General features: G+C 60.3%; 20 protein-coding genes and 4 tRNA genes. 19 read left to right on the top strand and 5 right to left on the bottom strand.

The genetic code is table 11. The annotated features are described in order from the left end of the window. Nucleotides 1-118 precede the first annotated feature (118 nt). Nucleotides 119-1,180, top strand: a complete 1,062-nt coding sequence (locus K5K89_RS19695; RefSeq protein WP_071490120.1) for a M4 family metallopeptidase — start codon at nt 119-121, stop codon at nt 1,178-1,180. Between the two features lie 14 nt (nt 1,181-1,194). Then, the gene (locus K5K89_RS19690; protein ID WP_071490119.1) at nt 1,195-1,500 is read left to right on the top strand and encodes a protealysin inhibitor emfourin; all 306 of its coding nucleotides are present in this window, start codon (nt 1,195-1,197) and stop codon (nt 1,498-1,500) included. Between the two features lie 56 nt (nt 1,501-1,556). On the opposite strand, the gene K5K89_RS19685 is transcribed toward K5K89_RS19690, so the two are convergent. Further along, on the bottom strand, nt 1,557-2,939 hold the full coding sequence (locus K5K89_RS19685; RefSeq protein WP_222540094.1) for an aldehyde dehydrogenase family protein: 1,383 nt from the start codon (nt 2,937-2,939) through the stop codon (nt 1,557-1,559). Between the two features lie 103 nt (nt 2,940-3,042). Here K5K89_RS19685 and ptrR point away from each other — a divergent pair, with 103 nt between their 5' ends. Next, nucleotides 3,043-3,915, top strand: a complete 873-nt coding sequence (gene ptrR, locus K5K89_RS19680) for a putrescine utilization regulator PtrR (RefSeq protein WP_222540093.1) — start codon at nt 3,043-3,045, stop codon at nt 3,913-3,915. Nucleotides 3,916-3,928: 13 nt separating this feature from the next. Here ptrR and K5K89_RS19675 read toward each other — a convergent pair whose 3' ends face one another. Both K5K89_RS19675 and K5K89_RS19670 read right to left on the bottom strand, forming a co-directional pair. Continuing rightward, nucleotides 3,929-4,138 (bottom strand): hypothetical protein, encoded by a 210-nt coding sequence (locus tag K5K89_RS19675; RefSeq protein WP_092250320.1) that lies wholly within the window; start codon nt 4,136-4,138, stop codon nt 3,929-3,931. Nucleotides 4,139-4,238: 100 nt separating this feature from the next. Further along, nucleotides 4,239-5,435 (bottom strand): amino acid aminotransferase, encoded by a 1,197-nt coding sequence (locus K5K89_RS19670; RefSeq protein WP_222540092.1) that lies wholly within the window; start codon nt 5,433-5,435, stop codon nt 4,239-4,241. A 343-nt stretch (nt 5,436-5,778) separates the two neighbouring features. Here K5K89_RS19670 and uvrB point away from each other — a divergent pair, with 343 nt between their 5' ends. From uvrB to K5K89_RS19605, 13 genes are all read left to right on the top strand, one after another. After that, entirely contained in the window at nt 5,779-7,794 is a 2,016-nt protein-coding gene (uvrB, locus tag K5K89_RS19665) for an excinuclease ABC subunit UvrB (RefSeq protein ID WP_071490114.1), read from the top strand. Between the two features lie 176 nt (nt 7,795-7,970). Then, nucleotides 7,971-9,452, top strand: coding sequence for a glutamate--tRNA ligase (gene gltX / locus K5K89_RS19660; protein WP_222540091.1), 1,482 nt, complete (start codon nt 7,971-7,973; stop codon nt 9,450-9,452). A gap of 147 nt (nt 9,453-9,599) precedes the next feature. Then, nucleotides 9,600-9,675 (top strand) — tRNA-Ala (locus tag K5K89_RS19655). A 78-nt stretch (nt 9,676-9,753) separates the two neighbouring features. Beyond that, nucleotides 9,754-9,829 (top strand) — tRNA-Glu (locus K5K89_RS19650). A 50-nt stretch (nt 9,830-9,879) separates the two neighbouring features. Further along, nucleotides 9,880-9,955 (top strand) — tRNA-Ala (locus tag K5K89_RS19645). 77 nt (nt 9,956-10,032) lie between these two features. After that, nucleotides 10,033-10,108 (top strand) — tRNA-Glu (locus tag K5K89_RS19640). A gap of 180 nt (nt 10,109-10,288) precedes the next feature. Next, a complete protein-coding gene (locus tag K5K89_RS19635) occupies nt 10,289-10,828 on the top strand; it encodes a TetR/AcrR family transcriptional regulator (RefSeq protein WP_058426896.1) in 540 nt (179 codons plus the stop codon). Between the two features lie 14 nt (nt 10,829-10,842). After that, complete coding sequence (locus K5K89_RS19630) at nt 10,843-11,676, top strand: alpha/beta hydrolase (protein ID WP_222541731.1); 834 nt, start codon at nt 10,843-10,845, stop codon at nt 11,674-11,676. A gap of 40 nt (nt 11,677-11,716) precedes the next feature. After that, nucleotides 11,717-12,151 (top strand): acyl-CoA thioesterase, encoded by a 435-nt coding sequence (locus tag K5K89_RS19625; protein ID WP_033901813.1) that lies wholly within the window; start codon nt 11,717-11,719, stop codon nt 12,149-12,151. Nucleotides 12,152-12,206: 55 nt separating this feature from the next. Next, nucleotides 12,207-13,166, top strand: a complete 960-nt coding sequence (locus tag K5K89_RS19620; protein ID WP_071488108.1) for a tRNA dihydrouridine synthase — start codon at nt 12,207-12,209, stop codon at nt 13,164-13,166. A gap of 552 nt (nt 13,167-13,718) precedes the next feature. After that, nucleotides 13,719-14,858, top strand: coding sequence for a hypothetical protein (locus K5K89_RS19615; RefSeq protein WP_222540090.1), 1,140 nt, complete (start codon nt 13,719-13,721; stop codon nt 14,856-14,858). Continuing rightward, nucleotides 14,849-15,931 (top strand): hypothetical protein, encoded by a 1,083-nt coding sequence (locus K5K89_RS19610; RefSeq protein ID WP_222540089.1) that lies wholly within the window; start codon nt 14,849-14,851, stop codon nt 15,929-15,931. Before K5K89_RS19615 ends, K5K89_RS19610 begins: the two co-directional genes overlap by 10 nt. Before the next feature lie 141 nt (nt 15,932-16,072). After that, nucleotides 16,073-17,371, top strand: a complete 1,299-nt coding sequence (locus K5K89_RS19605; protein WP_222540088.1) for a hypothetical protein — start codon at nt 16,073-16,075, stop codon at nt 17,369-17,371. A 4-nt stretch (nt 17,372-17,375) separates the two neighbouring features. Here K5K89_RS19605 and K5K89_RS19600 read toward each other — a convergent pair whose 3' ends face one another. Both K5K89_RS19600 and K5K89_RS19595 read right to left on the bottom strand, forming a co-directional pair. Then, a complete protein-coding gene (locus K5K89_RS19600; protein WP_222540087.1) occupies nt 17,376-20,654 on the bottom strand; it encodes an EAL domain-containing protein in 3,279 nt (1,092 codons plus the stop codon). 66 nt (nt 20,655-20,720) lie between these two features. Next, complete coding sequence (locus tag K5K89_RS19595; protein WP_071492224.1) at nt 20,721-21,611, bottom strand: LysR family transcriptional regulator; 891 nt, start codon at nt 21,609-21,611, stop codon at nt 20,721-20,723. Nucleotides 21,612-21,750: 139 nt separating this feature from the next. Here K5K89_RS19595 and leuC point away from each other — a divergent pair, with 139 nt between their 5' ends. From leuC to K5K89_RS19580, 3 genes are all read left to right on the top strand, one after another. Beyond that, nucleotides 21,751-23,169, top strand: coding sequence for a 3-isopropylmalate dehydratase large subunit (leuC, locus tag K5K89_RS19590; RefSeq protein ID WP_222540086.1), 1,419 nt, complete (start codon nt 21,751-21,753; stop codon nt 23,167-23,169). Between the two features lie 10 nt (nt 23,170-23,179). Next, complete coding sequence (leuD, locus tag K5K89_RS19585; protein ID WP_015884976.1) at nt 23,180-23,824, top strand: 3-isopropylmalate dehydratase small subunit; 645 nt, start codon at nt 23,180-23,182, stop codon at nt 23,822-23,824. Between the two features lie 128 nt (nt 23,825-23,952). Then, nucleotides 23,953-24,717, top strand: a complete 765-nt coding sequence (locus tag K5K89_RS19580) for a class I SAM-dependent methyltransferase (RefSeq protein WP_222540085.1) — start codon at nt 23,953-23,955, stop codon at nt 24,715-24,717. The last annotated feature ends 25 nt before the right edge of the window (nt 24,718-24,742 follow it).

Genomic DNA, 24,742 nt, shown 5'->3' with positions numbered 1-24,742 from the left:
CTTGGATAAACACGACTGCAACATAGATTAATGACAATTGATCATACGCACTAACCCCTGGGGGCTATCCTCAAACGGTCACCCGGACGTTCAGCACACGCCAACAAGGAGCCAGCCCATGTGTGATCGCCATTACCGTAACCCGATTTTCTGCCTGATCCCGCCCTATATGCTCGACCAGATCGCGCGTAACGGTGACAAAGCGCAACGGGATGTCGCGCTGCGTACCCGCGCCAAGGACAGCACCTTCCGCTCGCTGCGCATGGTCGCGGTGCCCGCCAAGGGCCCGGCGCACCTGGCGCTGGCCATGGGCGCCGACAAGCGACGCTCGATCTACAGCGCCGAGGGCAGCGACAGCCTGCCGGGCAAACTCATCCGTGGCGAAGGCCAGCCCGTCAGTGGCGACGCGGCGGTGGACGAGGCCTATGATGGGCTGGGTGCCACCTTCGACTTTTTCGATCAGGTCTTCGACCGCAACTCCATCGACGATGCCGGCATGGCCCTGGACGCTACCGTGCACTTTGGCCAGAACTACAACAATGCGTTCTGGAACTCGACCCAGATGGTGTTCGGGGATGGGGACGGCGAGCTGTTCAACCGCTTCACGGTCGCCCTCGACGTGATTGGCCATGAGCTGGCCCACGGTGTGACCGAGGATGAGGCCAAGCTGATGTATTTCAATCAGTCCGGCGCGTTGAACGAGTCGTTGTCGGACGTGTTCGGTTCGTTGATCAAGCAATATTCGTTGAAACAAAAGGCCGAGGACGCCGATTGGCTGATCGGCAAAGGGCTGTTTACCAAGAAGATCAAAGGCACCGCGCTGCGCTCGATGAAAGCCCCCGGCACCGCGTTTGACGACAAGCTGCTGGGCAAGGACCCTCAGCCCGGACACATGGATGATTTTGTGCAGACCTACGAGGACAATGGCGGGGTGCATATCAATTCCGGTATTCCCAACCATGCGTTTTACCAGGTGGCGACGAAAATCGGCGGGTTTGCCTGGGAACGTGCCGGGCGCATCTGGTACGACGCGTTGCGTGATGCGCGGTTGCGGCCGAACTCAGGGTTTTTGCGCTTTGCACGCATTACCTACGATGTTGCCGGTCGCCTCTACGGCGCGAACAAGGATGAGCAGAAGGCGGTCAAGGAGGGCTGGAAGGCGGTCGGTATTTCAGTCTGACGTGAGGAGCAACCATGCAAATTTCGCTGAAGGAAAACGGCGGGCCTGCTTTTTTTCCGGGCCTGGCCAAGCCGCGTACGGTTGAGCTGGACAGCCTGCCCGAGCAGGACCAGCAGGAGTTGCGGCAGTTGGTCGAGGCGTGCGACTTCTTTCAACTGCCGCAAAGCAGTGAACCCGCACCCGGTAACCCGGGCCAGGTGCATTACACCCTGACGGTGAAGGAGGACCAGCGCGAACACACGGTCTGTGTGCTCGCGCCAGTGAAGTCGCAGGCGCTGGAGGGGTTGGTGCAGTGTGTGCGGCGGCATATTCGTGCATAAACAATTTCAGGCCACCGCATGCCTGTAGTGAGCCACAGGTCAGGCGCTGCTCTGATTTATGTGCGATCCAGCCACACGGTCTGCGCGTTGCAGAATTCGCGGACACCGAAGTGCGACAACTCGCGGCCGAACCCGCTTTTCTTGATCCCGCCAAACGCCACCCGAGGGTCGGAGACACTGAAGGCATTGACGAAGATGCCGCCGGTTTCCAGCTGATTGGCGATGTCCCGCGCCTTCGCCGGGTCGCGGGTGAAGATGCTCGCGGTGAGGCCGAACTCGCTGTCATTCGCCAGGGCCACGGCGTGGTCGGCGTCGCGGGCGGTGATGATCGAGGCCACGGGGCCGAACAGTTCCTGTTTGAACGAGGTCATCTGGTCGGTGACGTTGGCCAGTACGGTCGGCGCGTAGTAATTGCCGGTGCCGGGTACTTTATGGCCGCCCAGCAGCAGGGTCGCACCTTCTTCCAGGGTGGCCTGGACCTGGCCATGCAGCTCGTCGCGCAGGTCGAAGCGGGCCATCGGGCCGATGTAGGTGGTGGCTGAAGTCGGGTCGCCCATCACCAGGGCGCGGCTGGCTTCGAGGAATTTGGCGGTGAAGGCTTGCACCACGCCTTCCTCGATGATCAGGCGCTTGGCGGCGGCGCAGACCTGGCCACTGTTCTGGAAACGGCCGATCAGGGCGGCTTGTACGGCGGCATCGAGGTCGGCGTCGTTGAGCACGATGAACGGGTCGGAGCCGCCCAGTTCCAGCACGCATTTTTTCAATGCGGCACCGGCTTGGGAGCCGATGGCGATACCGGCGCGCACGCTGCCGGTGAGGGTGACGGCGGCGATGCGTGGGTCGGCGATGGCTTGGGAGACACCGTCGTTGGTCACGTTGACCACTTCAAACAGGCCTTTGGCAAAACCGGCGGTGTGGAACGCCTGCTGGATCAGGTAAGCGCTGCCCATCACGTTGGGTGCGTGTTTGAGCACGTAGGTGTTGCCGGCCAGCATGGTCGGCACGGCGCCGCGCAGCACTTGCCACACCGGGAAGTTCCACGGCATCACCGCGAAGATCGGACCCAGTGGGCGGTATTCGATCTGGGCGCTGCCGTTGTCCACCTGCGTCGGTTCCGGGGCGAGCATGGCCGGGCCGTGGGCGGCATACCACTCGCTGAGCTGCGCGCATTTTTCGATTTCGGCACGGGCCTGGGCGATGGGTTTGCCCATTTCCAGGGTGATCATCTGCGCCATGTCTTCGGCTTGTTCGCGCAGGGCGCTGGCCAGGCTCAGCAGCAACTCGGCGCGCTGGCTGACCGGCTGGCGGCGCCAGGTGCGGAAGGCGAGGGTGGCGCGCTCAAGGGCGGCATCCAGTTGCTGCGTGGTTTCATACGGGTAGCTGCCGACCGTTTCGCCGTTGGCCGGGTTGATCGAGAGGGCGTGGGTAGTCGCGTTCATGGCACCGTCCTGCTGAATGATGAGGTTGGGTTCAGCCTACGGGGCTATATCTTTTCTGGAAACTGAATAATATTAAGCAATATATTCACGATTGGAGAATGACTTGGACCTGGTGCAGCTGGAAATCTTCAAGGCCGTTGCCGAGCAAGGCAGCATCAGCGCCGCCGCGCAGTTGATTCACCGCGTGCCGTCGAACCTGACCACGCGCATCAAGCAACTGGAGCAGGACCTGGGCGTGCAATTGTTTATCCGCGAGAAAAGCCGCTTGCGTCTATCGCCGGCGGGCTGGAACTTCCTCGGCTATGCGCGGCGCATCCTCGACTTGGTGCAGGAGGCCCGTGCGACAGTGGCGGGGGAGGAGCCCCAGGGTGCGTTTGCCCTCGGTTCGCTGGAGAGCACGGCGGCGGTGCGTATCCCGGCGTTGCTCGCGGCGTACAACCAGAAACACACCAAGGTCGAGCTGGACCTGAGCACCGGGCCGTCGGGCACGATGATCGAAGGCGTGTTATCGGGGCGGTTGGCGGCGGCGTTTGTCGACGGGCCGGTGCTGCATGCCACCTTGGAAGGCGTGGCGGTATTCGAGGAAGAGATGGTAGTGATCGCGCCGCTGCATCACGCGCCGATCACCCGGGGGCAGGATGTGAATGGCGAGAACATCTACACCTTCCGCTCCAACTGCTCGTATCGGCACCATTTTGAGCGCTGGTTCTCACAGGATGGCGCGGTGCCGGGCAAGATCTTCGAGATTGAGTCGTACCACGGCATGCTCGCCTGCGTCAGTGCCGGCGCCGGGCTGGCGCTGATGCCGCGCAGCATGCTCGAGAGCATGCCGGGGTCGGCGGCGGTGAGTGTGTGGCCGCTGACGGACAACTTCCGGATTTTGAATACCTGGCTGATCTGGCGGCGCGGGACGGTGTCGCAGAGCCTCAACAGCTTTGTAAAGCTGTTGGAGGAACGCGATCTGGTTGCTTCCTAGATTGTGATTGGTATCAGCCGCCGAATTGCAGGGTGCCCATGGCCAGTTTTGCCATGATTGCAGTTGCGCCCAACTGCACCAGCCACAGCGCCAGGCCGCCAAGGAATACACCGAGCGCCACTTGCAGTACCAGGCTTTTCTGGCGCTTTGCTTGCGGTGCACGCGGGGGGAAGTGGTCCAGCTCGTCGCGGTCGGCACGCAGGTCTAGGTCGTCGTTTCTCATAAGGTACTCACAGCAAAGGGGCGGTCGAGGTTCAGTCTAGGGGCTGGAGACGAAAAAGGGGAAGCCATCGGCTTCCCCTTCTGGTGCAACGGCTACAGGTTTACAGCACCTGAACGATTGCCTTTGTGACTGCATCAATGTTCGACTGGTTCAACGCCGCCACACAGATACGACCGGTATCCAGTGCGTAGATGCCGAATTCGCTGCGCAGGCGGGTAACTTGCTCAACGGTCAGGCCGGAGTAGGAGAACATCCCGCGCTGGCGGCCGACGAAGCTGAAGTCGTGCTCCGGAGCAGCCTTGGCCAGGGTGGCGACCATCTGCTCACGCATGCCACGGATGCGCAGGCGCATTTCAGCCAGTTCGGTTTCCCACTGGGCGCGCAGCTCAGGGCTGTTCAGCACCGCTGCCACGATGGCCGCACCGTGGGTTGGCGGGTTGGAGTAGTTGGTGCGGATCACACGCTTGACCTGGGACAGGATGCGCGCGCTTTCTTCCTTGGACTCGCCGACGATGGACAGTGCGCCCACGCGTTCGCCGTACAGGGAGAACGACTTGGAGAACGAGCTGGACACAAAGAAGGTCAGGCCCGATTCAGCGAACAGGCGCACAGCGGCGGCGTCTTCGTGGATGCCGTCGCCAAAGCCCTGGTAGGCCATGTCGAGGAACGGCACCAGGTTCTTGGCCTTGACCACGTCCAGCACGTTCTGCCAGTCGGCCGGGCTCAGGTCGACGCCGGTCGGGTTGTGGCAGCAGGCGTGCAGCACCACGATGGATTGCGGCGGCAGGGCGTTGAGGTCTTCGAGCAGGCCGGCGCGGTTCACGTCATGGGTGGAGGCGTCGTAGTAGCGGTAGTTCTGCACCGGGAAGCCGGCGGTTTCGAACAGCGCGCGGTGGTTTTCCCAGCTCGGGTCGCTGATGGCGACGACGGCGTTGGGCAGCAGTTGCTTGAGGAAGTCAGCCCCCAGCTTCAGCGCGCCAGTGCCGCCGACCGCTTGTACGGTGGTGACGCGACCAGCGCTGAGCAGTGGCGATTCAGCGCCGAACAGCAGGGTTTGCACAGCCTTATCGTAGGCTGCGATGCCATCGATCGGCAGGTAGCCACGGGCGGCGTGTTGCGCCACGCGAATGGCTTCCGCTTCGGCAACGGCACGCAAGAGTGGAATCTTCCCCTCCTCGTTGCAGTAAACGCCCACGCCAAGGTTGACCTTGGTGGTTCGTGTATCGGCGTTGAATGCTTCGTTGAGGCCCAGGATAGGGTCGCGTGGTGCCATTTCGACAGCGGAGAACAGGCTCATTTTTGCGGCAGCTCTATGGGGGGTAGGAGGGACGTGTCGCGCTCCAGCCGAATGCACTAGAGCGGTGCACAAACGGGGAGCTAGTATAGAGGCCATCACCGTCGAGGGCGACAGCCGAAATGGCTTTTCGGCCAAGTTTTTCGGTTTATTTGCTGACCGTTAGTCTTATTGCAACATTGATCCGGCACGGCACGTAGGACGATGGTCTTGAAACCCGTCACATTCGGCACCACTTCTACAGCTATCATGGTTTTTTCCTGCAACCTGCGATGATCATTCGCGGGTTGCCGAGCTATTTCGTCCCTGGCGGTTTCGAGTCTGGGGTGACTTCACGAGGTACGTTATGTCGGATTTCCAACTCGTCACCCGTTTTGAACCCGCCGGCGATCAGCCGGAAGCCATTCGCCAGATGGTCGAAGGCATCGAGGCCGGCCTGGCCCACCAGACGCTGCTCGGGGTGACCGGTTCGGGCAAGACCTTCAGCATCGCCAACGTGATCGCGCAGATCAATCGTCCTACCCTGGTGCTGGCGCCGAACAAGACCCTGGCCGCGCAGCTCTATGGTGAGTTCAAGGCGTTCTTCCCGAACAACGCGGTGGAGTACTTCGTTTCCTACTACGACTACTACCAGCCCGAAGCCTACGTGCCGTCCTCCGATACCTTTATCGAGAAGGATGCGTCGATCAACGACCACATCGAGCAGATGCGATTGTCGGCGACCAAGGCGCTGCTGGAGCGCAAGGACGCGATCATCGTCACCACGGTGTCGTGCATCTACGGCCTGGGCAGCCCGGAAACCTATTTGAAGATGGTGCTGCACGTCGACCGCGGCGACAAACTCGACCAGCGCGAACTGTTGCGTCGCCTGGCCAGCCTGCAATACACGCGCAACGACATGGACTTTGCCCGCGCCACCTTCCGGGTGCGCGGCGATGTGATCGACATCTACCCGGCCGAATCCGACCTGGAAGCGATCCGCATCGAGTTGTTCGACGATGAGGTCGAGAGCCTGTCGGCCTTCGACCCGTTGACCGGCGAGGTGATCCGCAAGCTGCCGCGCTTCACGTTCTATCCGAAAAGCCACTACGTGACCCCGCGTGAAACCCTGATGGGCGCTATCGAAGGCATCAAGACCGAGTTGGCCGAGCGCCTGGAGTACCTGCGTTCCAACAACAAGCTGGTGGAAGCCCAGCGCCTGGAACAGCGCACCCGTTTCGACCTGGAGATGATCCTGGAGCTGGGCTACTGCAACGGCATCGAAAACTACTCGCGCTACCTGTCGGGGCGCGAGTCCGGGGCGCCGCCGCCGACGCTCTACGATTACCTGCCGCCGGATGCATTGCTGGTGATCGACGAATCCCACGTCAGCGTGCCGCAGGTCGGCGCGATGTATAAGGGCGACCGGTCGCGTAAGGAAACCTTGGTGGAATACGGTTTCCGCCTGCCGTCGGCGCTGGATAACCGGCCGATGCGCTTTGATGAGTGGGAAGCCATCAGCCCGCAGACTATTTTTGTGTCCGCCACGCCGGGCAACTATGAGGCCGAGCATGCCGGCCGTGTGATCGAGCAATTGGTGCGGCCGACCGGCCTGGTCGACCCGGAAATCGAAATCCGCCCGGCGTTGACCCAGGTCGACGACTTGCTGTCGGAAATCACCAAGCGCGTGGCCCTGGATGAGCGGGTGCTGGTCACCACGCTGACCAAGCGCATGTCCGAAGACTTGACCGACTACCTGGCCGACCACGGCGTGCGCGTGCGCTACCTGCACTCGGACATCGACACCGTGGAACGCGTGGAAATCATCCGCGACCTGCGCCTGGGCACCTTCGATGTGCTGGTGGGGATCAACCTGCTGCGCGAAGGCCTGGACATGCCGGAAGTGTCGCTGGTGGCGATCCTCGATGCGGACAAGGAGGGCTTCCTGCGTTCGGAGCGCTCGCTGATCCAGACCATCGGCCGTGCCGCGCGTAACCTCAATGGCCGGGCGATCCTGTACGCGGACCGCATCACCGGTTCCATGGAGCGGGCGATTGGCGAGACCCAGCGCCGTCGCGACAAGCAGATCGCGTTCAATCTGGAAAATGGCATCACGCCCAAAGGCGTGTTCAAGGACGTCGCCGACATCATGGAAGGCGCCACCGTGCCAGGCTCGCGCAGCAAGAAGCGCAAGGGCATGGCCAAGGCTGCCGAGGAGAGTGCCAAGTACGAGAACGAACTGCGCTCGCCGAGTGAGATCACCAAGCGGATTCGGCAACTGGAAGAGAAGATGTACCAGCTGGCGCGTGACCTGGAGTTCGAGGCGGCGGCGCAGACGCGGGATGAGATTGGCAAGTTGCGCGAGCGCTTGCTGGCCGTTTGATTGGTGGTGGTTTCATCGGGGGCAAGCCCCCTCCCACATTTGACGGTGTTCACATATCGACTGTGGGAGGGGGCTTGCCCCCGATAGCCGCGCCTCGGTTTTCCAGAAATCCCCCAGGCTGTTACCATTCGCCCCTTGTTTCAATTTTCAGTTTTATCGCCCATTCGAGACCTGCCATGACCACCGTCCGCACGCGCATCGCGCCATCGCCTACTGGGGATCCCCACGTCGGCACTGCTTACATCGCCTTGTTCAACTACTGCTTTGCCAAGCAGCACGGCGGTGAATTCATCCTGCGGATCGAAGACACCGACCAACTGCGCTCCACCCGTGAGTCGGAACAGCAGATTTTCGATGCCTTGCGCTGGCTGGGCATTACCTGGGCGGAAGGTCCGGACGTTGGCGGACCGCATGGCCCGTATCGCCAGAGCGAGCGTAGCGATATCTACAAGCAATACACCCAGCAACTGGTCGACATGGGCCATGCGTTCCCGTGCTTCTGCACCGCAGAAGAACTGGACCAGATGCGCGCCGAGCAACAGGCCCGCGGCGAAACCCCGCGCTACGATGGCCGCGCGCTGCTGCTGTCGAAAGAAGAAGTGGCCCGTCGCCTGGCCGCTGGCGAGCCTCACGTGATCCGCATGAAGGTGCCGAGCGAAGGCGTGTGCGTGGTGCCGGACATGCTGCGCGGTGACGTCGAGATCCCGTGGGACCGCATGGACATGCAGGTGCTGATGAAGACCGACGGCCTGCCGACGTACTTCCTGGCCAACGTGGTCGATGACCACCTGATGGGCATCACCCACGTATTGCGCGGCGAAGAATGGCTGCCGTCGGCGCCGAAGCTGATCCTGCTCTACGAGTACTTCGGCTGGGAACAACCGCAGCTGTGCTACATGCCGCTGTTGCGTAACCCGGACAAGAGCAAGCTGTCCAAGCGCAAGAACCCGACCTCGGTGACCTTCTACGAGCGCATGGGCTTCATGCCGGAAGCGATGCTCAACTACCTGGGCCGCATGGGCTGGTCGATGCCGGACGAGCGCGAGAAGTTCTCGCTGCAGGAAATGGTCGATAATTTCGACCTGTCCCGCGTGTCACTGGGCGGGCCGATCTTCGACATCGAGAAGCTGTCGTGGCTCAACGGCCAGTGGCTGCGTGATCTGCCGGTGGAAGAGTTCGCCAGCCGTGTGCAGCAGTGGGCGTTGAACCCCGAGTACATGATGAAGATCGCGCCGCTGGTGCAGGGCAGGGTGGAGACGTTCAGCCAGGTCGCACCGTTGGCCAACTTCTTCTTTGCCGGAGGCGTGAACCCGGATGCCAAGCTGTTTGAATCCAAGAAACTCTCGGGCGACCAGGTTCGCCAACTGATGCAGTTGATCCTGTGGAAGCTCGAAAGCCTGCGCCAGTGGGAGAAGGATGCGATCACTGCCACGATCCAGGCGGTGGTGGAGTCCCTGGAATTGAAATTGCGTGATGCCATGCCGCTGATGTTTGCCGCGATCACCGGGCAGGCCAGTTCCGTGTCGGTGCTTGATGCGATGGAAATCCTCGGCCCGGACCTGACCCGTTTCCGCCTGCGCCAAGCCCTTGATTTGCTTGGTGGTGTATCGAAGAAAGAAAACAAAGAGTGGGAAAAGCTGCTGGGCGCCATCGCCTGAGCACACGGTTGAAACGACGAAACCCCGGTTTTCCGGGGTTTCGCTGGTAAGTGATTGTTATCCCGGCAAAAAATTTTGGAAATTGTTGAAAATAAATTTGACACGTTTCCAAACCGCCATTAAGATTCGCCCCGTCCTCACCGATGAGGGGCTATAGCTCAGCTGGGAGAGCGCTTGCATGGCATGCAAGAGGTCAACGGTTCGATCCCGTTTAGCTCCACCAATTTACAGGTTCAAGGTCTGGCCACACCGTCCTTGAATCGATCAGTTCTCAGCGCTGATCAGATGTACAGAAGGTTTTGTCCCCTTCGTCTAGTGGCCTAGGACACCGCCCTTTCACGGCGGTAACAGGGGTTCGAGTCCCCTAGGGGACGCCAGTTTCACCAAGCAGTTCGAAAGGTCTGCTGCGTCGCGAGACGAAAAATCCGGGGCTATAGCTCAGCTGGGAGAGCGCTTGCATGGCATGCAAGAGGTCAACGGTTCGATCCCGTTTAGCTCCACCAATTTACAGTTCCAAGGTTCCGGCCACACCGTCCTTGGATCGATCAGTCTCAGCCTGATCAGTGTACAGAAGGTTTGTGTCCCCTTCGTCTAGTGGCCTAGGACACCGCCCTTTCACGGCGGTAACAGGGGTTCGAGTCCCCTAGGGGACGCCACGATTACCCGCTCTGCGGGATTTTTAAGGGTCATTCAATTATTGAATGGCCCTTTTGTTTGTCTGGCGTTTGGCCAATTCTTTTTCCTTTCCTACTTTTCTTCTGACCAGCGGTCATGCCCGTCGCTTGCCAAATATTATTATGGTAATAATATTCAACCCATGAACATCGGAGGCGATGATGAGCGATAAAAAAGCGCAAACCCGCGAACGCATTTTGCAGGCCGCCAGCGCCGCGCTGATCCAGCGTGGCCCGGCTGAACCGAGTGTGGGCGAAGTGATGGGCGCGGCGGGGCTGACCGTCGGTGGTTTCTACGCGCACTTCGAAAGCAAGGATGCGCTGATGCTGGAGGCCTTCACCCAGTTGCTGGCCAAGCGTCGAGCGTCGATTGATGACATGGACTCACAGCTGACCGGAGAGGAGCGCAGAAGCCTGGTGGCGGCGTTCTACCTGTCGCGCAAGCACCGCGACTCCACTGCCCAGGCTTGCCCGATTCCCGCCACGGTCGGCGAGATGAGCCGCCTGCCGGATGAGTTCCGCCAGGCGTTGAACGAGCACTGTGAGCTGATGGCTGCGCAGTTGGCTGCCAGCCCCGAAGACACCGACAAAGCCCTGGCTGACATGGCGCTGATGATCGGTGGTCTGGCCCTGGCCCGCGCCTTGGGGCCGGGTGAGTTGTCTGACCGTGTGCTGCGCGCCGCCAAGTCGGCCGTGCGCTAGAAGAGGGCTGCATGATGGGCACGCTTACCTGGGTTCGTCGCTTCAACAGCACGCTGGGCCACTTGGTACCGCAAACGGTGGCCAACCGCATGCGTCGCGCCTTCATGACGCCCCGCGACCTGCCGCCGCGTGACTGGGAACTGCCGCTGCTGGCGCAATCGGAGCGCATCACCCTGCGTTTCGGCTTGTCCGCGTTGCGCTGGGGCCAGGGGCCGGCGGTGTTGCTGATGCACGGTTGGGAAGGGCGTCCTACCCAATTTGCCAGCTTGATCAGCGCATTGGTCGACAACGGTTATTCCGTGATTGCCCTTGATGGTCCCGCCCATGGCCGTTCGCCGGGGCGTGAAGCCCATGTGCTGCTGTTTGCCCGCGCCATGCTTGAAGCTGCCGCCGAGTTGCCGCCGCTGCACGCCGTGATCGGCCATTCCATGGGCGGCGCCAGTGCGATGCTGGCGGTGCAGTTGGGGCTGCGCACCGAGGCGTTGGTGAGTATCGCCGCGCCGTCGCGCTTTCTGGATGTGCTGCGCGGCTTTACCAGGATGGTCGGTTTGCCAGCGCGGGCGCGTTCGGCGTTTATCCAGGAGGTCGAGTTGACTTTCGGAATGCCGCTCAAACACCTGGACGTGGCGCATTACCAGATGAATATTCCCGGCCTGATCGTGCACGCCGAAGATGACACCTTCGTTCCGGTCAAAGCCTCGCAAGCCATCCACGAAGCCTGGTTCGACAGCCGCTTGCTACGCCTGGAGCAGGGCGGTCACCAGAAAGTCCTGGCCGATCCGCGTGTGATCGACGCTGTACTGGCGTTGCTGGCCGGCTGTCGTCTACAGGAGCGGCAGAGCGCCTGATACACTCTCCTCGCCGACATTAATCGACTGGGAGCAAGGCATGGGCTGGGATTTGGCAACGCCATTCATCATCGATCTGCAGGTTGCGCCTGAAGACATCGACGGCCTGGGGCACGCCAATAACGCGGTGTACGTGTCCTGGCTGGAGCGCTGCGCCTGGCGCCACTCCCAGCGCCTGGGCCTGGACCTGACCGAATATCGGCGCCTGGACCGCGCCATGGCCGTGGTGCGTCATGAGATCGACTACCTGGCCGCCGGTTATGAAGGCGACGAGCTGCAACTGGCCACCTGGATCGTCGACTGGGACCAGCGCCTGAAAATGACCCGGCGCTTCCAACTGGTCCGCCCCCGTGACGGCGCGACCCTGTTGCGTGCGCAAACCACCTTCGTCTGCATTGAGCTGTCCACCGGCAAGCCCAAGCGCATGCCGGCTGAATTCCTCGACGGTTATGGCCCCGCCCTGACAGGGGGTTAACGGTTGCTGTGGGAAACCCAGTAAACTGCGCCACGATTTTTGTTGAGTGTTTTCCATGCAAATTGCTTTGGCGCCCATGGAGGGGTTGGTCGACAACATCCTGCGGGACGTGCTGACCCGTGTCGGTGGTATCGACTGGTGCGTGACCGAGTTCATCCGCGTCAACGACCGCCTGCTCACCCCGGCGTATTTCCACAAACTCGCCCCGGAACTGCTGCACGGTGCCCACACCGCTGCCGGTGTGCCGCTGCGCGTGCAATTGCTCGGCTCTGATCCGGTGTGCCTGGCGGAAAACGCTGCGCTGGCGTGTGAGCTCGGTTCGCAGGTCATCGACCTCAACTTCGGCTGCCCGGCCAAGACCGTCAACAAGTCCCGTGGCGGTGCGGTGCTGCTCAAGGAGCCGGAGTTGCTCAACCAGATCGTCGAGCACGTGCGGCGTGCTGTGCCGGCGCACATCCCGGTGACTGCCAAGATGCGCCTGGGTTTCGACAGCCCGGACGGCGCCCTGGTGTGCGCTACGGCCCTGGCGGAAGGCGGCGCGGCGCATATCGTGGTGCATGCGCGTACCAAGACCGACGGCTACAAGCCACCGGCGCACTGGGAGTGGATCCCGCGTGTGCAGGATGTGGTCAAGGTGCCGGTGTTCGCCAATGGCGATATCTGGAGTGTCGAAGACTGGAAGCGTTGCCGTGAAATCACCGGTGCCGAAGACATCATGCTGGGTCGGGGCCTGGTGGCGCGTCCGGACCTGGCGCGGCAGATCGCTGCCGCGCGGGCGGGTGAGGAGGTGGTCGAAATGACCTGGGCGCAGATGCAGCCCCTGCTCCAGGACTTCTGGACCCAGTCGGTGGCGCAACTGACCGAGCGACAGGCGCCAGGTCGATTGAAGCAGTGGCTGGCGATGCTCACGCGCAACTACCCGGAAGCGGTGGAGCTGTTTACGGCGATGCGTCGGGAAACCGAGCTGGCCCAAGTGAGCCGTTTGCTCGGTATGGTGCCGGTAGACAGTCAGTGAGTGACGGCGCTGAAAAATAGCGTTGATATTTAATAAGTTTTCAAATACATCGATAAATGGGCGCCCTTGGCGCCCTTTTTTTGGGCTGTGTTTAAGTGAAAGTTCCGGGTTGTCAGGGGTGCAGCATTAATGTTTATCGAGGGTGATAGCGCGTTCTGAATGTATGCAGTTATTTGATTGATACCTTGATTTTCAGGAAGAATACAGTTTAATTAACTTCTGGTACGCGCTTGTGCGCAATTAACATAAGTGTGAAATCTTTCCGGAGTAAATGGTTTCATTATTTTAGATTTGGGCTTGGTTGTTACCTTGTTTGTCCATGGAATACTCGCTGGTGCAGTGGATTTAGAGCGGTTTCTTGAATAGTCATAGGCTAAAACCTGATTCTTGATTTTGTTTGCCTTTTGTGAAGTTGGATTGTTGGAACTTGATTGCGTTTCGGTCCACGAAAATAGGGACTGCGAGATGATGATTGTTTCCAGTTTTACATTAATTGCTGTCCGGATTTCTAAATGCTTCGAGGCAGCACATAACTAATCATGAGGTTACAAGATGTCTAATGTATCGCTTGGCACTCCTAAGGCTTTTATTCCGGAACTCCCGTCGGCGAGCAAAAGTTCGACCGGTCTTGTGAAAGATGTTGAGCGCGTCGGCACGCTCGCTACGGATCTCGGTATTAAAGGGGTTGCACGAGACGTTAATCAAACTGTGACGGAGGCAAAGGAGATTTCCGTTAACTCCGATGCGCTGGAAAAATTATTTGAGATGTTTGATCTGGTCTTCAAAGCCATGCGCAGCCTGTTGTCCGGCAGGGGATTCAGTTCTCATGCCACGACAGTAGTACCGCATGCAGCCAAGGCGGAGAGTGGTGTTGAAGTGTCTGTGGAGGGTGGTTCGAATTCCCAAGGGAAGTCGTCACCTTTTGCCAGGAAAGGTGAACGGGTCTCCGGCGGCATTGCGGGCGTGACTATCAATGCAGACGGCTCCACGCAAATGAAGACTGTTGACGATAGTAAGAAATCGACAGTCACTGCGGATAAGGAAGCTAAAGTCAATGTTGGTACTGACGGCTCTGTGCAAGTGAAGACTGCTGGTGATGGTACTAAATCGACAGTCACCGCAGATAAGGGCGCTAAAGTCAATGTTGGTGCTGACGGCTCTGTGCAAGTGAAGACTGCTGGTGATGGTACTAAATCGACAGTCACCGCAGATAAGGACGCTAAAGTCAATATTGGTGCTGACGGCTCCGTGCAAGTGAAGACTGCTGGTGATGGTACTAAATCGACAGTCACCGCAGATAAGGACGCCAAAGTCAATGTTGGTGCTGACGGCTCTGTGCAAGTGAAGACTGCTGGTGATGGTACTAAATCGACAGTCACCGCAGATAAGGACGCCAAAGTCAATGTTGGTGCTGACGGCTCCGTGCAAGTGAAGACTGCTGGTGATGGTACTAAATCGACAGTCACCGCAGATAAGGACGCTAAAGTCAATGTTGGTGCTGACGGCTCCGTGCAAGTGAAGACTGCTGGTGATGGTACTAAATCGACAGTCACCGCAGATAAGGACGCTAAAGTCAATGTTGGTGCTGACGGCTCCGTGCAAGTGAAGACTGAGGTGATGGTACTAAATCGACAGTCACCGCAGATAAGGAAGCTAAAGTCAATGTTGGTGCTGACGGCTCCGTGCAAGTGAAGACTGCTGGTGATGGTACTAAATCGACAGTCACCGCAGATAAGGAAGCTAAAGTCAATGTTGGTGCTGACGGCTCCGTGCAAGTGAAGACTGCTGGTGATGGTACTAAATCGACAGTCACCGCAGATAAGGACGCCAAAGTCAATGTTGGTACTGACGGCTCTGTGCAAGTGAAGACTGCTGGTGATGGTACTAAATCGACAGTCACCGCAGATAAGGACGCTAAAGTCAATGTTGGTGCTGACGGCTCCGTGCAAGTTAAAACCACAGGCGATAATAAAGCGGCGACAGTCACTGTGGGCAAGGACGGCAATGTAAGCGTTGGTGCTGATGCCTCCATGGGAGTGAAGACTGCTAGCGATCATACTCAATCGCCGACAGTCACTGCGGGTAAGGACGCTCAAGTCAATGTTGATTCCAGCGGCGGTGCACACGTCAATACGGCGGGCGGTAAAAAATCGACCTCAGTGACTGCCGGCAAGGACGGTGATGTTAAAGCGAACGCGAGTGGCGGCAAGCAGATGAACATCACTGGTTTTAGCAATAGTTCGTCGGCGGAGACTGTCGGAAATAGCGTTCAGGGCAAAGTTGGCAGTGACGCGCAGGTGGGCACGTCGGGTAGTGATGCCCAAGTGCAGGTCATGCCAGATGGCAGTACGCAAGTGAGCCTTACACCTGAGGAAGGCAAACAATTCAGGGTGCGTGTGGAGGCCGGTGTCAACGTGCGGATCAGTTCGGAGGGTTGGGGGGAGAACCAACCAGTAAAAATCCGTGACATTACCCCGGGGCAGTCGACGCGTGTGTCGCTGGATACGCAGCCGGAGGCGGAAGTAAAGACCATTTCTCAGTTGAAGGCAGAGGCGAGAGTGGGGACTGAATCCAAGGTGAATGGCGAGTCGAACCCGGAGCAAAAGGTCGAGGTGAAGGTCGAGTCTGAACCCAAGGTACAGACGCCGCCTAATCCAGAGCAAAAACCTTCGGACAAGGTTGATGCAGGGCCAACTGTCGAAGTGAAAAACCCCACCGCCCCGCGCCGGGTCATGAATCCTCGACTGGAGGGGGTAAGGGCCTGATGTGCAGGCGAGCCTTGATAACACCCGGCTCGTCTTAAGGGTTTGATGAGGGATCCAGCCTCCCCGATCACAGGTGCGATTGGGGAGGGCTGGTTGGGGGGCAGCGTTTTTTCACTCATTCAATTTGGTTTCGGAGGGTTTATGACCTTTGCTGTCTTTGCTCCTCCTGTCGGCTGGGGAAATTCACCGGACTACAGGCACGTTACCCACGCTACGGAGCAGGCGGTTGCCAAACCGACCGCAAAGGGCGTTGGCTTTGAGGCTTCTCGGCGGCATTTTGGCGAGAACTTTGATACCAGCACCCTTGCGGCGGTCATCAAGATGATGATGGCAACCTTTGGGCCAAGACCTGAAGACATGTTTGCCTGGTTCGCACCGGCTGCCGGGGGGTATGCCTTCACCATGAAGGATGAGTTCAAGGGAAAGATTTCCCACCACGAACTCGAACAGACAAGGCGCGCCTCCCGTTTCACCGGCGCAGACAGCGACGCAGTCGACAGCGCCAACGTCGCGCTCGCCGCCTATGTTAAACGTAAGCAGGTGATGGGCGGCTATCACCGCTTTGAGGACGCTCTGGCTGACACTCTGCAGGGTGAGACGACGCTGCGAGGGCTGCAGGGCATGGGTGTGTACGGGCTGTCGCAATATGTTCCGGCACATCAGATGGTGGGTGATGGGGGGGCGGGTGTGCTCGAGACGCATAGCCGAGGCAGTGCGTTTGTTCTCGATGGCGTCAGGCACGACTGCAACGGTAGGCGCCGTGTTGACCGCGGGTACGGCTACCGGCTGTTCAACGACAAAGCCCAACCCGGCACGGCTTCGCCGAATGGCAGAAACACGGTTGTTTCACAGATGCCGGTCGGCATGAAACCCAAGAATATATGGAGCGGCTTTTATCAAGGTGCCGAAGGTAATTGTGTCGCGGTGTCGGCGATCAAAGCCGCGATGATGAGGTTTGGCCAGAATCCCGCGGGCATTTACAAAAGTCTCAGCGCTGTACCCGGTGGTTTTGAGGTGATCATGCGTGATGGCTACAAGGTGTTTCTCAGCCATGAAGAGCGGCGCAAGGCCGAGCATGGGGCAAACCTGGATGGTTCTGACCAGGCGCTCAAGGACGACGCTATTTTTTTGTATGCCGTGAGCGCCAAGCGTGCGCAAATGGAGAACAATGACATGCGTGCTGGCCGCAGTTTCGAGGACGCCATGCATTCGTTGAACGACGGAGAAGCGCCGGGCCAGGTGTTGCGCAGGTTGGGGTTGTCTGCCTACGTGCGGCAGAGCAGTCCACAAGAGTTGGCCAGAGGCGCCATTGGCACCCTCGCAGACCACTGGCATTCGGTTGTGGCCATAGGCGGCTCGGTGGACAACTACGGCCAAAAGCTCGGCTTGATGGCATCGGGGTGGTCCGATAGAGCAATGTGGGCATTGAAGCTGGTGTGAGGGGCTACTTCAACAGTTGCCGGAATCCCTCGATCGGCAAGGGTCGGCTATGCAAATAACCCTGGAACAAATGGCAGCCCAGTTTTTGCAGGAATGCCAGTTGCTCCGGGGTTTCCACGCCTTCGGCGATCACTTCCAGGTTCAGGCTGCGGGCCATTGCCACAATCGCACGGATGATTTCAGCGTCGTTGGGGTCATGGGTCGCGTCGCGCACAAAGGACTGGTCGATCTTCAGCGCATCCACCGGCAGCCGCTTGAGGTAAGTGAGCGATGAATAGCCGGTGCCGAAGTCGTCCATGGCAAAACTCACGCCGAGTTTTTTCAGGCGGCGCATTTTGCTGATGGTGTCGTCCAGATTCTGGATCACGATGCCTTCGGTGATCTCCAGTTTCAAAAGGCTGAACGGCAACTGATGTTGCTTGAGGCTGCGCTCCACCCGCTCCACGAAGTCGTTCTGGCGAAACTGCCGGGGGCTGATGTTCACGCACAGGCTGAAATTCAGTGGGTCTACCAAGCCTTCGTGGATCAGTTGTTGAAAGGCCGCGCAGGCTTCATCCAGGATCCAAGTGCCCACCTCAAGGATCAGGCCGCTGTCTTCCAGCACCTTGATGAATTCGGAAGGTGACTGAGCGCCCAATTGCGGGTGTTGCCAGCGTACCAGGGCCTCGGCGCCGACGATCTTGTTGCCCCGCGCGTCCACCTGGGGTTGGTAATGCACGCTGAACTCGCCACGTGATAAGGCCAGGCGCAAGTCTGTCTCCATGCGCAGGCGTTCGCTGGCGGTTTTTTGCATGCTGTTGTGAAACATCTGCGTGGTGTTGCGCCCTGAATCCTTGGCGCGATACAGGGCGATGTCGGCACGCTTGAGCAAGTCCGCTGGCGTGGAGCCGTGATCGGGAATCAATGCCACGCCAATGCTTGGCGTGACCTGCAGGCGATGACCGTCCAGGAACATCGGCTCCGAGAGCAACTCACGCAGGGTGTCGGCCAACTCCTGCACCTGGCCGCTGACTTCCATGCGCGAGCCTTCCAAGCCGCTGAGCAGCACCACAAACTCATCTCCCCCCAGGCGCGCCACGGTGTCTTCCATGCGCACGCTGGCTTCCAGGCGCGCGGTGACAATCTTCAACACCGTGTCACCCACCGGGTGGCCGAGGGAATCATTGATGTGCTTGAAGTGGTCGAGGTCGAGGAAAAGCAGTGCGCCGCGCAAATTGTGGCGCTTGAGCAAGGCGATCTGCTGGCTCAGGCGGTCCATCAGCAGGGCGCGGTTGGGCAGGTTGGTCAGCGGGTCGTGATAGGCCAGGTGGCGGATCTGCGCCTGGGCGTTTTTCAGCAGGCTCACATCGCGGGCGGTCAGCAACAGGCACGGGGTTTCATTCAGGGTGATGGGCTCCACCGAGACTTCCACCGCCAGCAACTCGCCGCGCTTGTTGTGCCAGAGCATTTCCAGGTGATGAATGCGGCCCTTGATCTGCAACTCGGCCAGCAGCGCGGCGCGCTGGTTTTCATCGGCCCAGATGCCGATCTGATACAGCGTCAGGCCAATGGCTTCCTCGGCGCGGTAGCCGGTCAGGCGGCAGAAGCCGTCGTTGACCTCCACATATCGACCGGTGTCGCGCTCAGTGATGGAAATGGCGTCGGGGCTGGAATGGAAGGCCTTGGCGAACTTCTCTTCGCTGGCCTTGAGCGCCGCTTCCGAGCGCTGCTGCTGGGTGATATCGCGCAGCGTGGTGACGATGCACGACTGGTCGCCCACCTTGATCAGACGGCTGGATATCACGCAGGTCAGGCTTTGGCCGCTCTTGTGATGCACCACGATCGCCACATTGTTCAATGCCTGCTCGCGGATCACCCGCTCGATACGCTGCAGGCGCTTGCTCGACTCGTCCCACAGGCCGATCTCTTCGGCGCTTTTGTCGATGACCTCGGCGGCCGTCCAGCCAAAGGTCTGGGTAAACGCGGGGTTGATCTCGATAAACGCGCCGCCCTCCAGGCAGGTGACGCAGATCGGGTCCGGGCTGGCCTGGAACAGGCTGGCAAATTTTTCTTCGGAAGCGGTCAGGCGTTGTTCGCGTTCCACCTGGTCGGTGATATCCAGCAGAGTGCCGGCCATACGCAGGGGCGCCCCGTGCTCATCGCGGTACAGGCGGGCGCGGCTTTCGAGGTAGCGTGAGCTGCCGTCTTCCATGGGCACGCGATACGTCAGCTGATAGTTGCCGGCCGGGCCTTCGCGTAGGGTGCGGTAGGCGTTGCGCATGCTATCGCGCTCTTCATCGGGCATGCCCTCGAAGAAGGCGTCGAAGGACTCATGGAATGGCTCCGGCGGCAGGCCGTGCAGTTGGGCGGCGCGCGCCGAGCCGTAGAGCATGCCGGTGGGAATGTGCCAGTCCCAGGTGCCCAGTTGCGCCGAGTCCAGGGCCAGGTCGAGGCGCTCCTGGCTGTCCTTGAGGGCCTGCTCGGCGTTTTTGCGCTCAGTGGTGTCGAGAAACGTACTGATCAGGTAGGCCTCGCCCTCCAGTTCGACTTTTTGTGCGCTGAGCGTGCCATCGTGGATTTGGCCGTTACTGGCGCAAAATTGCACCTCCATGGTGATGGGCTCGCCCTTGCGCTGGGTGGCCTTGACCAGCTGCGCGCGTTGCTCGGGGTGGCGCCACAGGCCCAGGTCCAGGGTGGTGCGGCCGATGGCATCGGCGACCGGCCAGCCGAAGAGCATCTCGAAATACTGGTTGGCTTCACTGATCAGTCCGTCGGACTGGCGCGTCAGCAAGACCATGTTGGGGCACAAGTGAAACAGCGTGGCGAAGCGCTTTTCGGAGTGGCTGAGGGCGCTTTCCCGCTCGCGTTGGTGGGTGATTTCGCGGATCACGCCGATCATGCGCCGGCGTCCGGCCTTGTCCGGTAACAGGCTGCCGTTGATTTCCAGCCAGTGGAAGCTGCCGTCGGGCCATTGGATACGGTGGTGCATGGCCTGCTCGAACGGCTCGCCCGCCAGCACCGCGTGAAAGGCCCGTACCACCCTGGCGCGATCCGCCGGTGCCAGCAGGTCCAGATAGTCCAGGTCCTTGGGCAGTGGCTGGCGCGGGTCAAAGCCGAACAGCGCCTGGGTGCCCCGCGACCAGCTTATCCTGCCGGTGTCGATTTCCCAGCACCAGGCGCCCAGCCGGGCAGCGTTGAGCGCGGCCAGCAGTTGCGGGGCACTGTCCCAGCTTTGTTCCGCCTCTTGGGGGTCCAGGGCGTAAATGCGGGGCAGGGGTGGCACGGAGTCGACGGGGTTGCGCATTATCAAAGGGCCTTGGCTCGATGGGCGTATGGCGCGGTACAGTTCAGACCTTGAGGCCGCACGGTTTCATGCCGGTATCCCTGGCAGATCGACCTGTGCATCCAATAGGCTCATGAAAGCCCGCGCAGCATTCGACAGCGTCCTTTCGGTGTGCACGATATAGCCTAGCTGGCGACTGAGCTGTATGCCCGGCAAAGCGATACTTGCCACCTGATCATCGAGCATGGTGCGCGGCAACACGCTCCAGGCCAGGCCGATCGACACCATCATCTTGATCGTTTCCAGGTAGTTGGTGCTCATCGCGATATTCGGCGTGAGGCCCTGGGCTTCGAACAACCGGCTGACGATATGGTGGGTGAAGGTGTTGCCGCCGGGAAACACTGCCGGGTGGCCGGCAATATCGGCCAGGTTGACGTGGCCGTTGCTGATCAGGCTGTGCTCTGGCGCCACCACGAAATCCAGTGGGTCGTCCCACACCGGGGTGGCGCGCACCAGGTTGTGGGGATCGGGCGCCAGGGTGATCACCGCCACTTCGGCGCGGCCGTGGAGGATTTCTTCGTAGGCCACTTCCGAATCGAGAAACTGAATATCCAGCGCCACATTCGGGTATGCCCGGGTGAAGGCGCGCAGCACCGGCGGCAGGCGATGCAGGCCGATATGGTGGCTGGTGGCCAGGGTCAGGCGCCCGCTGACTTCGCCGGTGAGGTTGGTGAGGGCGCGGCGCGTGTCGTCCAGCACGTTGAGGATCTGATAGGCGCGTGGCAGCAAGGCCCGTCCGGCCTCCGTCAGGCCGACTTCACGGCCCAGGCGATCGAACAGGCGCACCTTCAATTGTTGCTCCAGGCCGGCAATGCGCTTGCTGATGGCCGGCTGGGTCAGGTGCAGGCGCTCACCGGCGCCGGAGAAGCTGCCGGTCTCGGCGATGGCGATAAAGGCATTGAGGTTGGCCAGGTCCATGGTGTATTCCAGTTGGTAATCCAAAGCATAAAAAATATGAATTTGAGTTATTTAATGTAGCGCCATACCATCAGCCTCACAAGCCAAAGGGTTATTGAAAAGCCCGGCATAGAGAAACACCGCTGATGAGGACCGACTGATGGCCGGCAAAACGCTTTACGACAAGCTTTGGGATTCCCATGAAGTGAAACGGCGCGACGATGGTTCGTCGCTGATCTATATCGACCGCCACATCATCCATGAAGTGACCTCGCCCCAAGCGTTCGAAGGCCTGCGGCTGGCCGGGCGCAAGCCTTGGCGCGTCGACTCCATCATCGCCACCCCGGACCACAACGTGCCGACCACCCCTGAGCGCAAGGGCGGCATCGAAGCCATTGCCGACCAGGTGTCGCGTTTGCAGGTGCAGACCCTCGATGACTACTGCGACGAATATGGCATCACTGAATTCAAGATGAATGACGTGCGTCAAGGCATCGTGCACGTGATCGGCCCGGAGCAGGGCGCCACCTTGCCGGGCATGACCGTGGTGTGCGGCGACTCCCATACGTCCACCCACGGTGCGTTCGGCGCCTTGGCCCACGGCATCGGCACCTCCGAGGTGGAACATGTGTTCGCCACCCAGTGCCTGGTCGCCAAAAAGATGAAGAACATGTTGGTTAAAGTCGAAGGCCAGTTGCCGTTCGGCGTGACCGCCAAGGACATCGTGCTCGCCGTCATCGGCAAGATCGGCACCGCCGGCGGTAACGGCCATGCCATCGAGTTCGCCGGCAGCGCGATTCGCGACCTGTCCATCGAAGGCCGCATGACCATCTGCAACATGTCCATCGAAGCCGGTGCCCGCGTGGGCATGGTGGCGGCGGACGAAAAGACCGTTGAATACGTCAAGGGCCGTCCATTTGCCCCACAAGGCAAAGATTGGGACGCCGCTGTGCAAGCCTGGAAAGACCTGGTCTCCGATGCCGATGCGGTGTTTGACACCGTGGTCGAGCTCGACGCTGCCCAGATCAAGCCGCAAGTCAGCTGGGGTACCTCGCCGGAGATGGTCCTGGCTGTCGACCAGAACGTGCCGGACCCCGCGCAGGAAGCCGACCTGGTCAAGCGCGGCTCCATTGAGCGCGCCTTGAAGTACATGGGCTTGAAGGCCAACCAGGCGATTACCGACATTCAGTTGGATCGCGTGTTCATCGGTTCCTGCACCAACTCGCGGATCGAAGACCTGCGCGCCGCGGCGGTGATCGCCAAGGGCCGCAAAGTGGCTTCGACTATCAAGCAAGCCATCGTGGTGCCGGGCTCGGGCCTGGTCAAGGCGCAGGCTGAAGCCGAAGGCCTGGACAAGATTTTCCTCGAGGCCGGTTTTGAATGGCGTGAGCCGGGCTGCTCCATGTGCCTGGCGATGAACCCGGACCGCCTGGAGTCGGGTGAGCACTGCGCGTCTACCTCCAACCGTAACTTCGAAGGGCGTCAGGGCGCCGGTGGGCGTACCCACCTGGTCAGCCCGGCCATGGCCGCCGCCGCTGCCGTCAACGGTCGTTTCATCGACGTTCGCGAATTGATCTGAGGAATACCCGATGCGTGCTTTTACCCAACACACCGGCCTTGTCGCCCCTTTGGATCGCGCCAACGTCGACACCGACCAGATCATTCCCAAGCAGTTCTTGAAGTCGATCAAGCGCACCGGCTTCGGCCCGAACCTGTTCGACGAGTGGCGCTACCTGGATGTGGGCTACGCCTACCAGGACAACTCCAAGCGCCCGCTGAACAAGGACTTCGTGCTCAACGCCGAGCGTTACCAGGGCGCCAGCGTCTTGCTGGCCCGGGAAAACTTCGGCTGCGGTTCCAGCCGTGAACACGCGCCATGGGCCCTGGAAGAGTATGGCTTTCGCAGCATCATCGCGCCGAGCTATGCCGACATCTTCTTCAACAACAGCTTCAAGAACGGCCTGCTGCCGATCATCTTGAGCGATGCCGAAGTGGACGAGCTGTTCAAGCAGGTGGAAGCCGAAGAGGGCTACCAACTGACCGTCGACCTGGCCGCGCAGACTGTGACCCGTCCAGACGGCAAGGTGTATCACTTTGAAGTGGATGCGTTCCGTAAGCACTGCCTGATCAACGGCCTGGACGATATCGGCCTGACCTTGCAGGACGGCGATGCGATTGCCGCGTTTGAAGCCAAACACCGGGCGAGCCAGCCTTGGTTGTTTCGCGATGCCTGATTGGCGGTAACCGTGCGGGCCCCATCGCGGGCAAGCCCGACTCCTACATTGGAATGCATTCCAACTGTGGGAGCTGGCTTGCCTGCGATAGCGCCAGTACCAACACCCCAAAACCCAAGGAAACCACCATGACCACCACCGCCCACACCCAAGTTGTGCAAAAACAATTCGGCGAGCAAGCCTCCGCCTACCTGAGCAGTGCCGTGCACGCCCAGGGCACCGAATTCGCGCTGCTCCAGGCCGAACTGGCCGGGCAGGGCAGTGCGCGACTGCTGGACCTGGGCTGCGGTGCCGGTCATGTCAGCTTTCACGTCGCGCCGCTGGTCAATGAAGTGGTCGCCTACGACCTGTCCCAGCAGATGCTCGACGTGGTCGCCGCCGCTGCGACGGACCGTGGTCTGGACAATATCCGCACCGTGAACGGCGCCGCTGAGCGCCTGCCGTTCGCCGATGGCGAGTTCGACTTCGTGTTCAGCCGTTATTCGGCCCACCACTGGAGCGACCTCGGCCTGGCCCTGCGTGAAGTGCGTCGGGTGCTCAAGCCGGGTGGCGTGGCGGCCTTCGTCGATGTCTTGTCACCGGGCAGCCCGCTGTTGGACACTTACCTGCAAACCGTTGAAGTGCTGCGCGACACCAGCCACGTGCGCGATTACTCTGCCGCCGAGTGGATGCAGCAGCTCAGCGAATCCGGTCTGCATGTACGAACCAGCAGTCGCCAGCGCCTGCGCCTGGAATACACCTCGTGGGTCGAGCGCATGCGCACGCCGCAGGTGCTGCGCGCGGCGATCCTCGAGCTGCAACAGGCGATGGGTCAGGAAGTGCGCGATTATTACGAAATTCAGGCTGACGGCACCTTCAGCACCGACGTGCTGGTGGTCTTCGCCGAACGCTGATTGTTTTTTCCCGACCTGCCCACGG

The organism is Pseudomonas sp. DR208, assembly GCF_019823005.1.
GTDB lineage: Bacteria > Pseudomonadota > Gammaproteobacteria > Pseudomonadales > Pseudomonadaceae > Aquipseudomonas > Aquipseudomonas extremorientalis.
The sequence above is the reverse complement of the archived record's forward strand: the minus strand, read 5'-3'. Positions and strand labels throughout refer to the sequence as shown.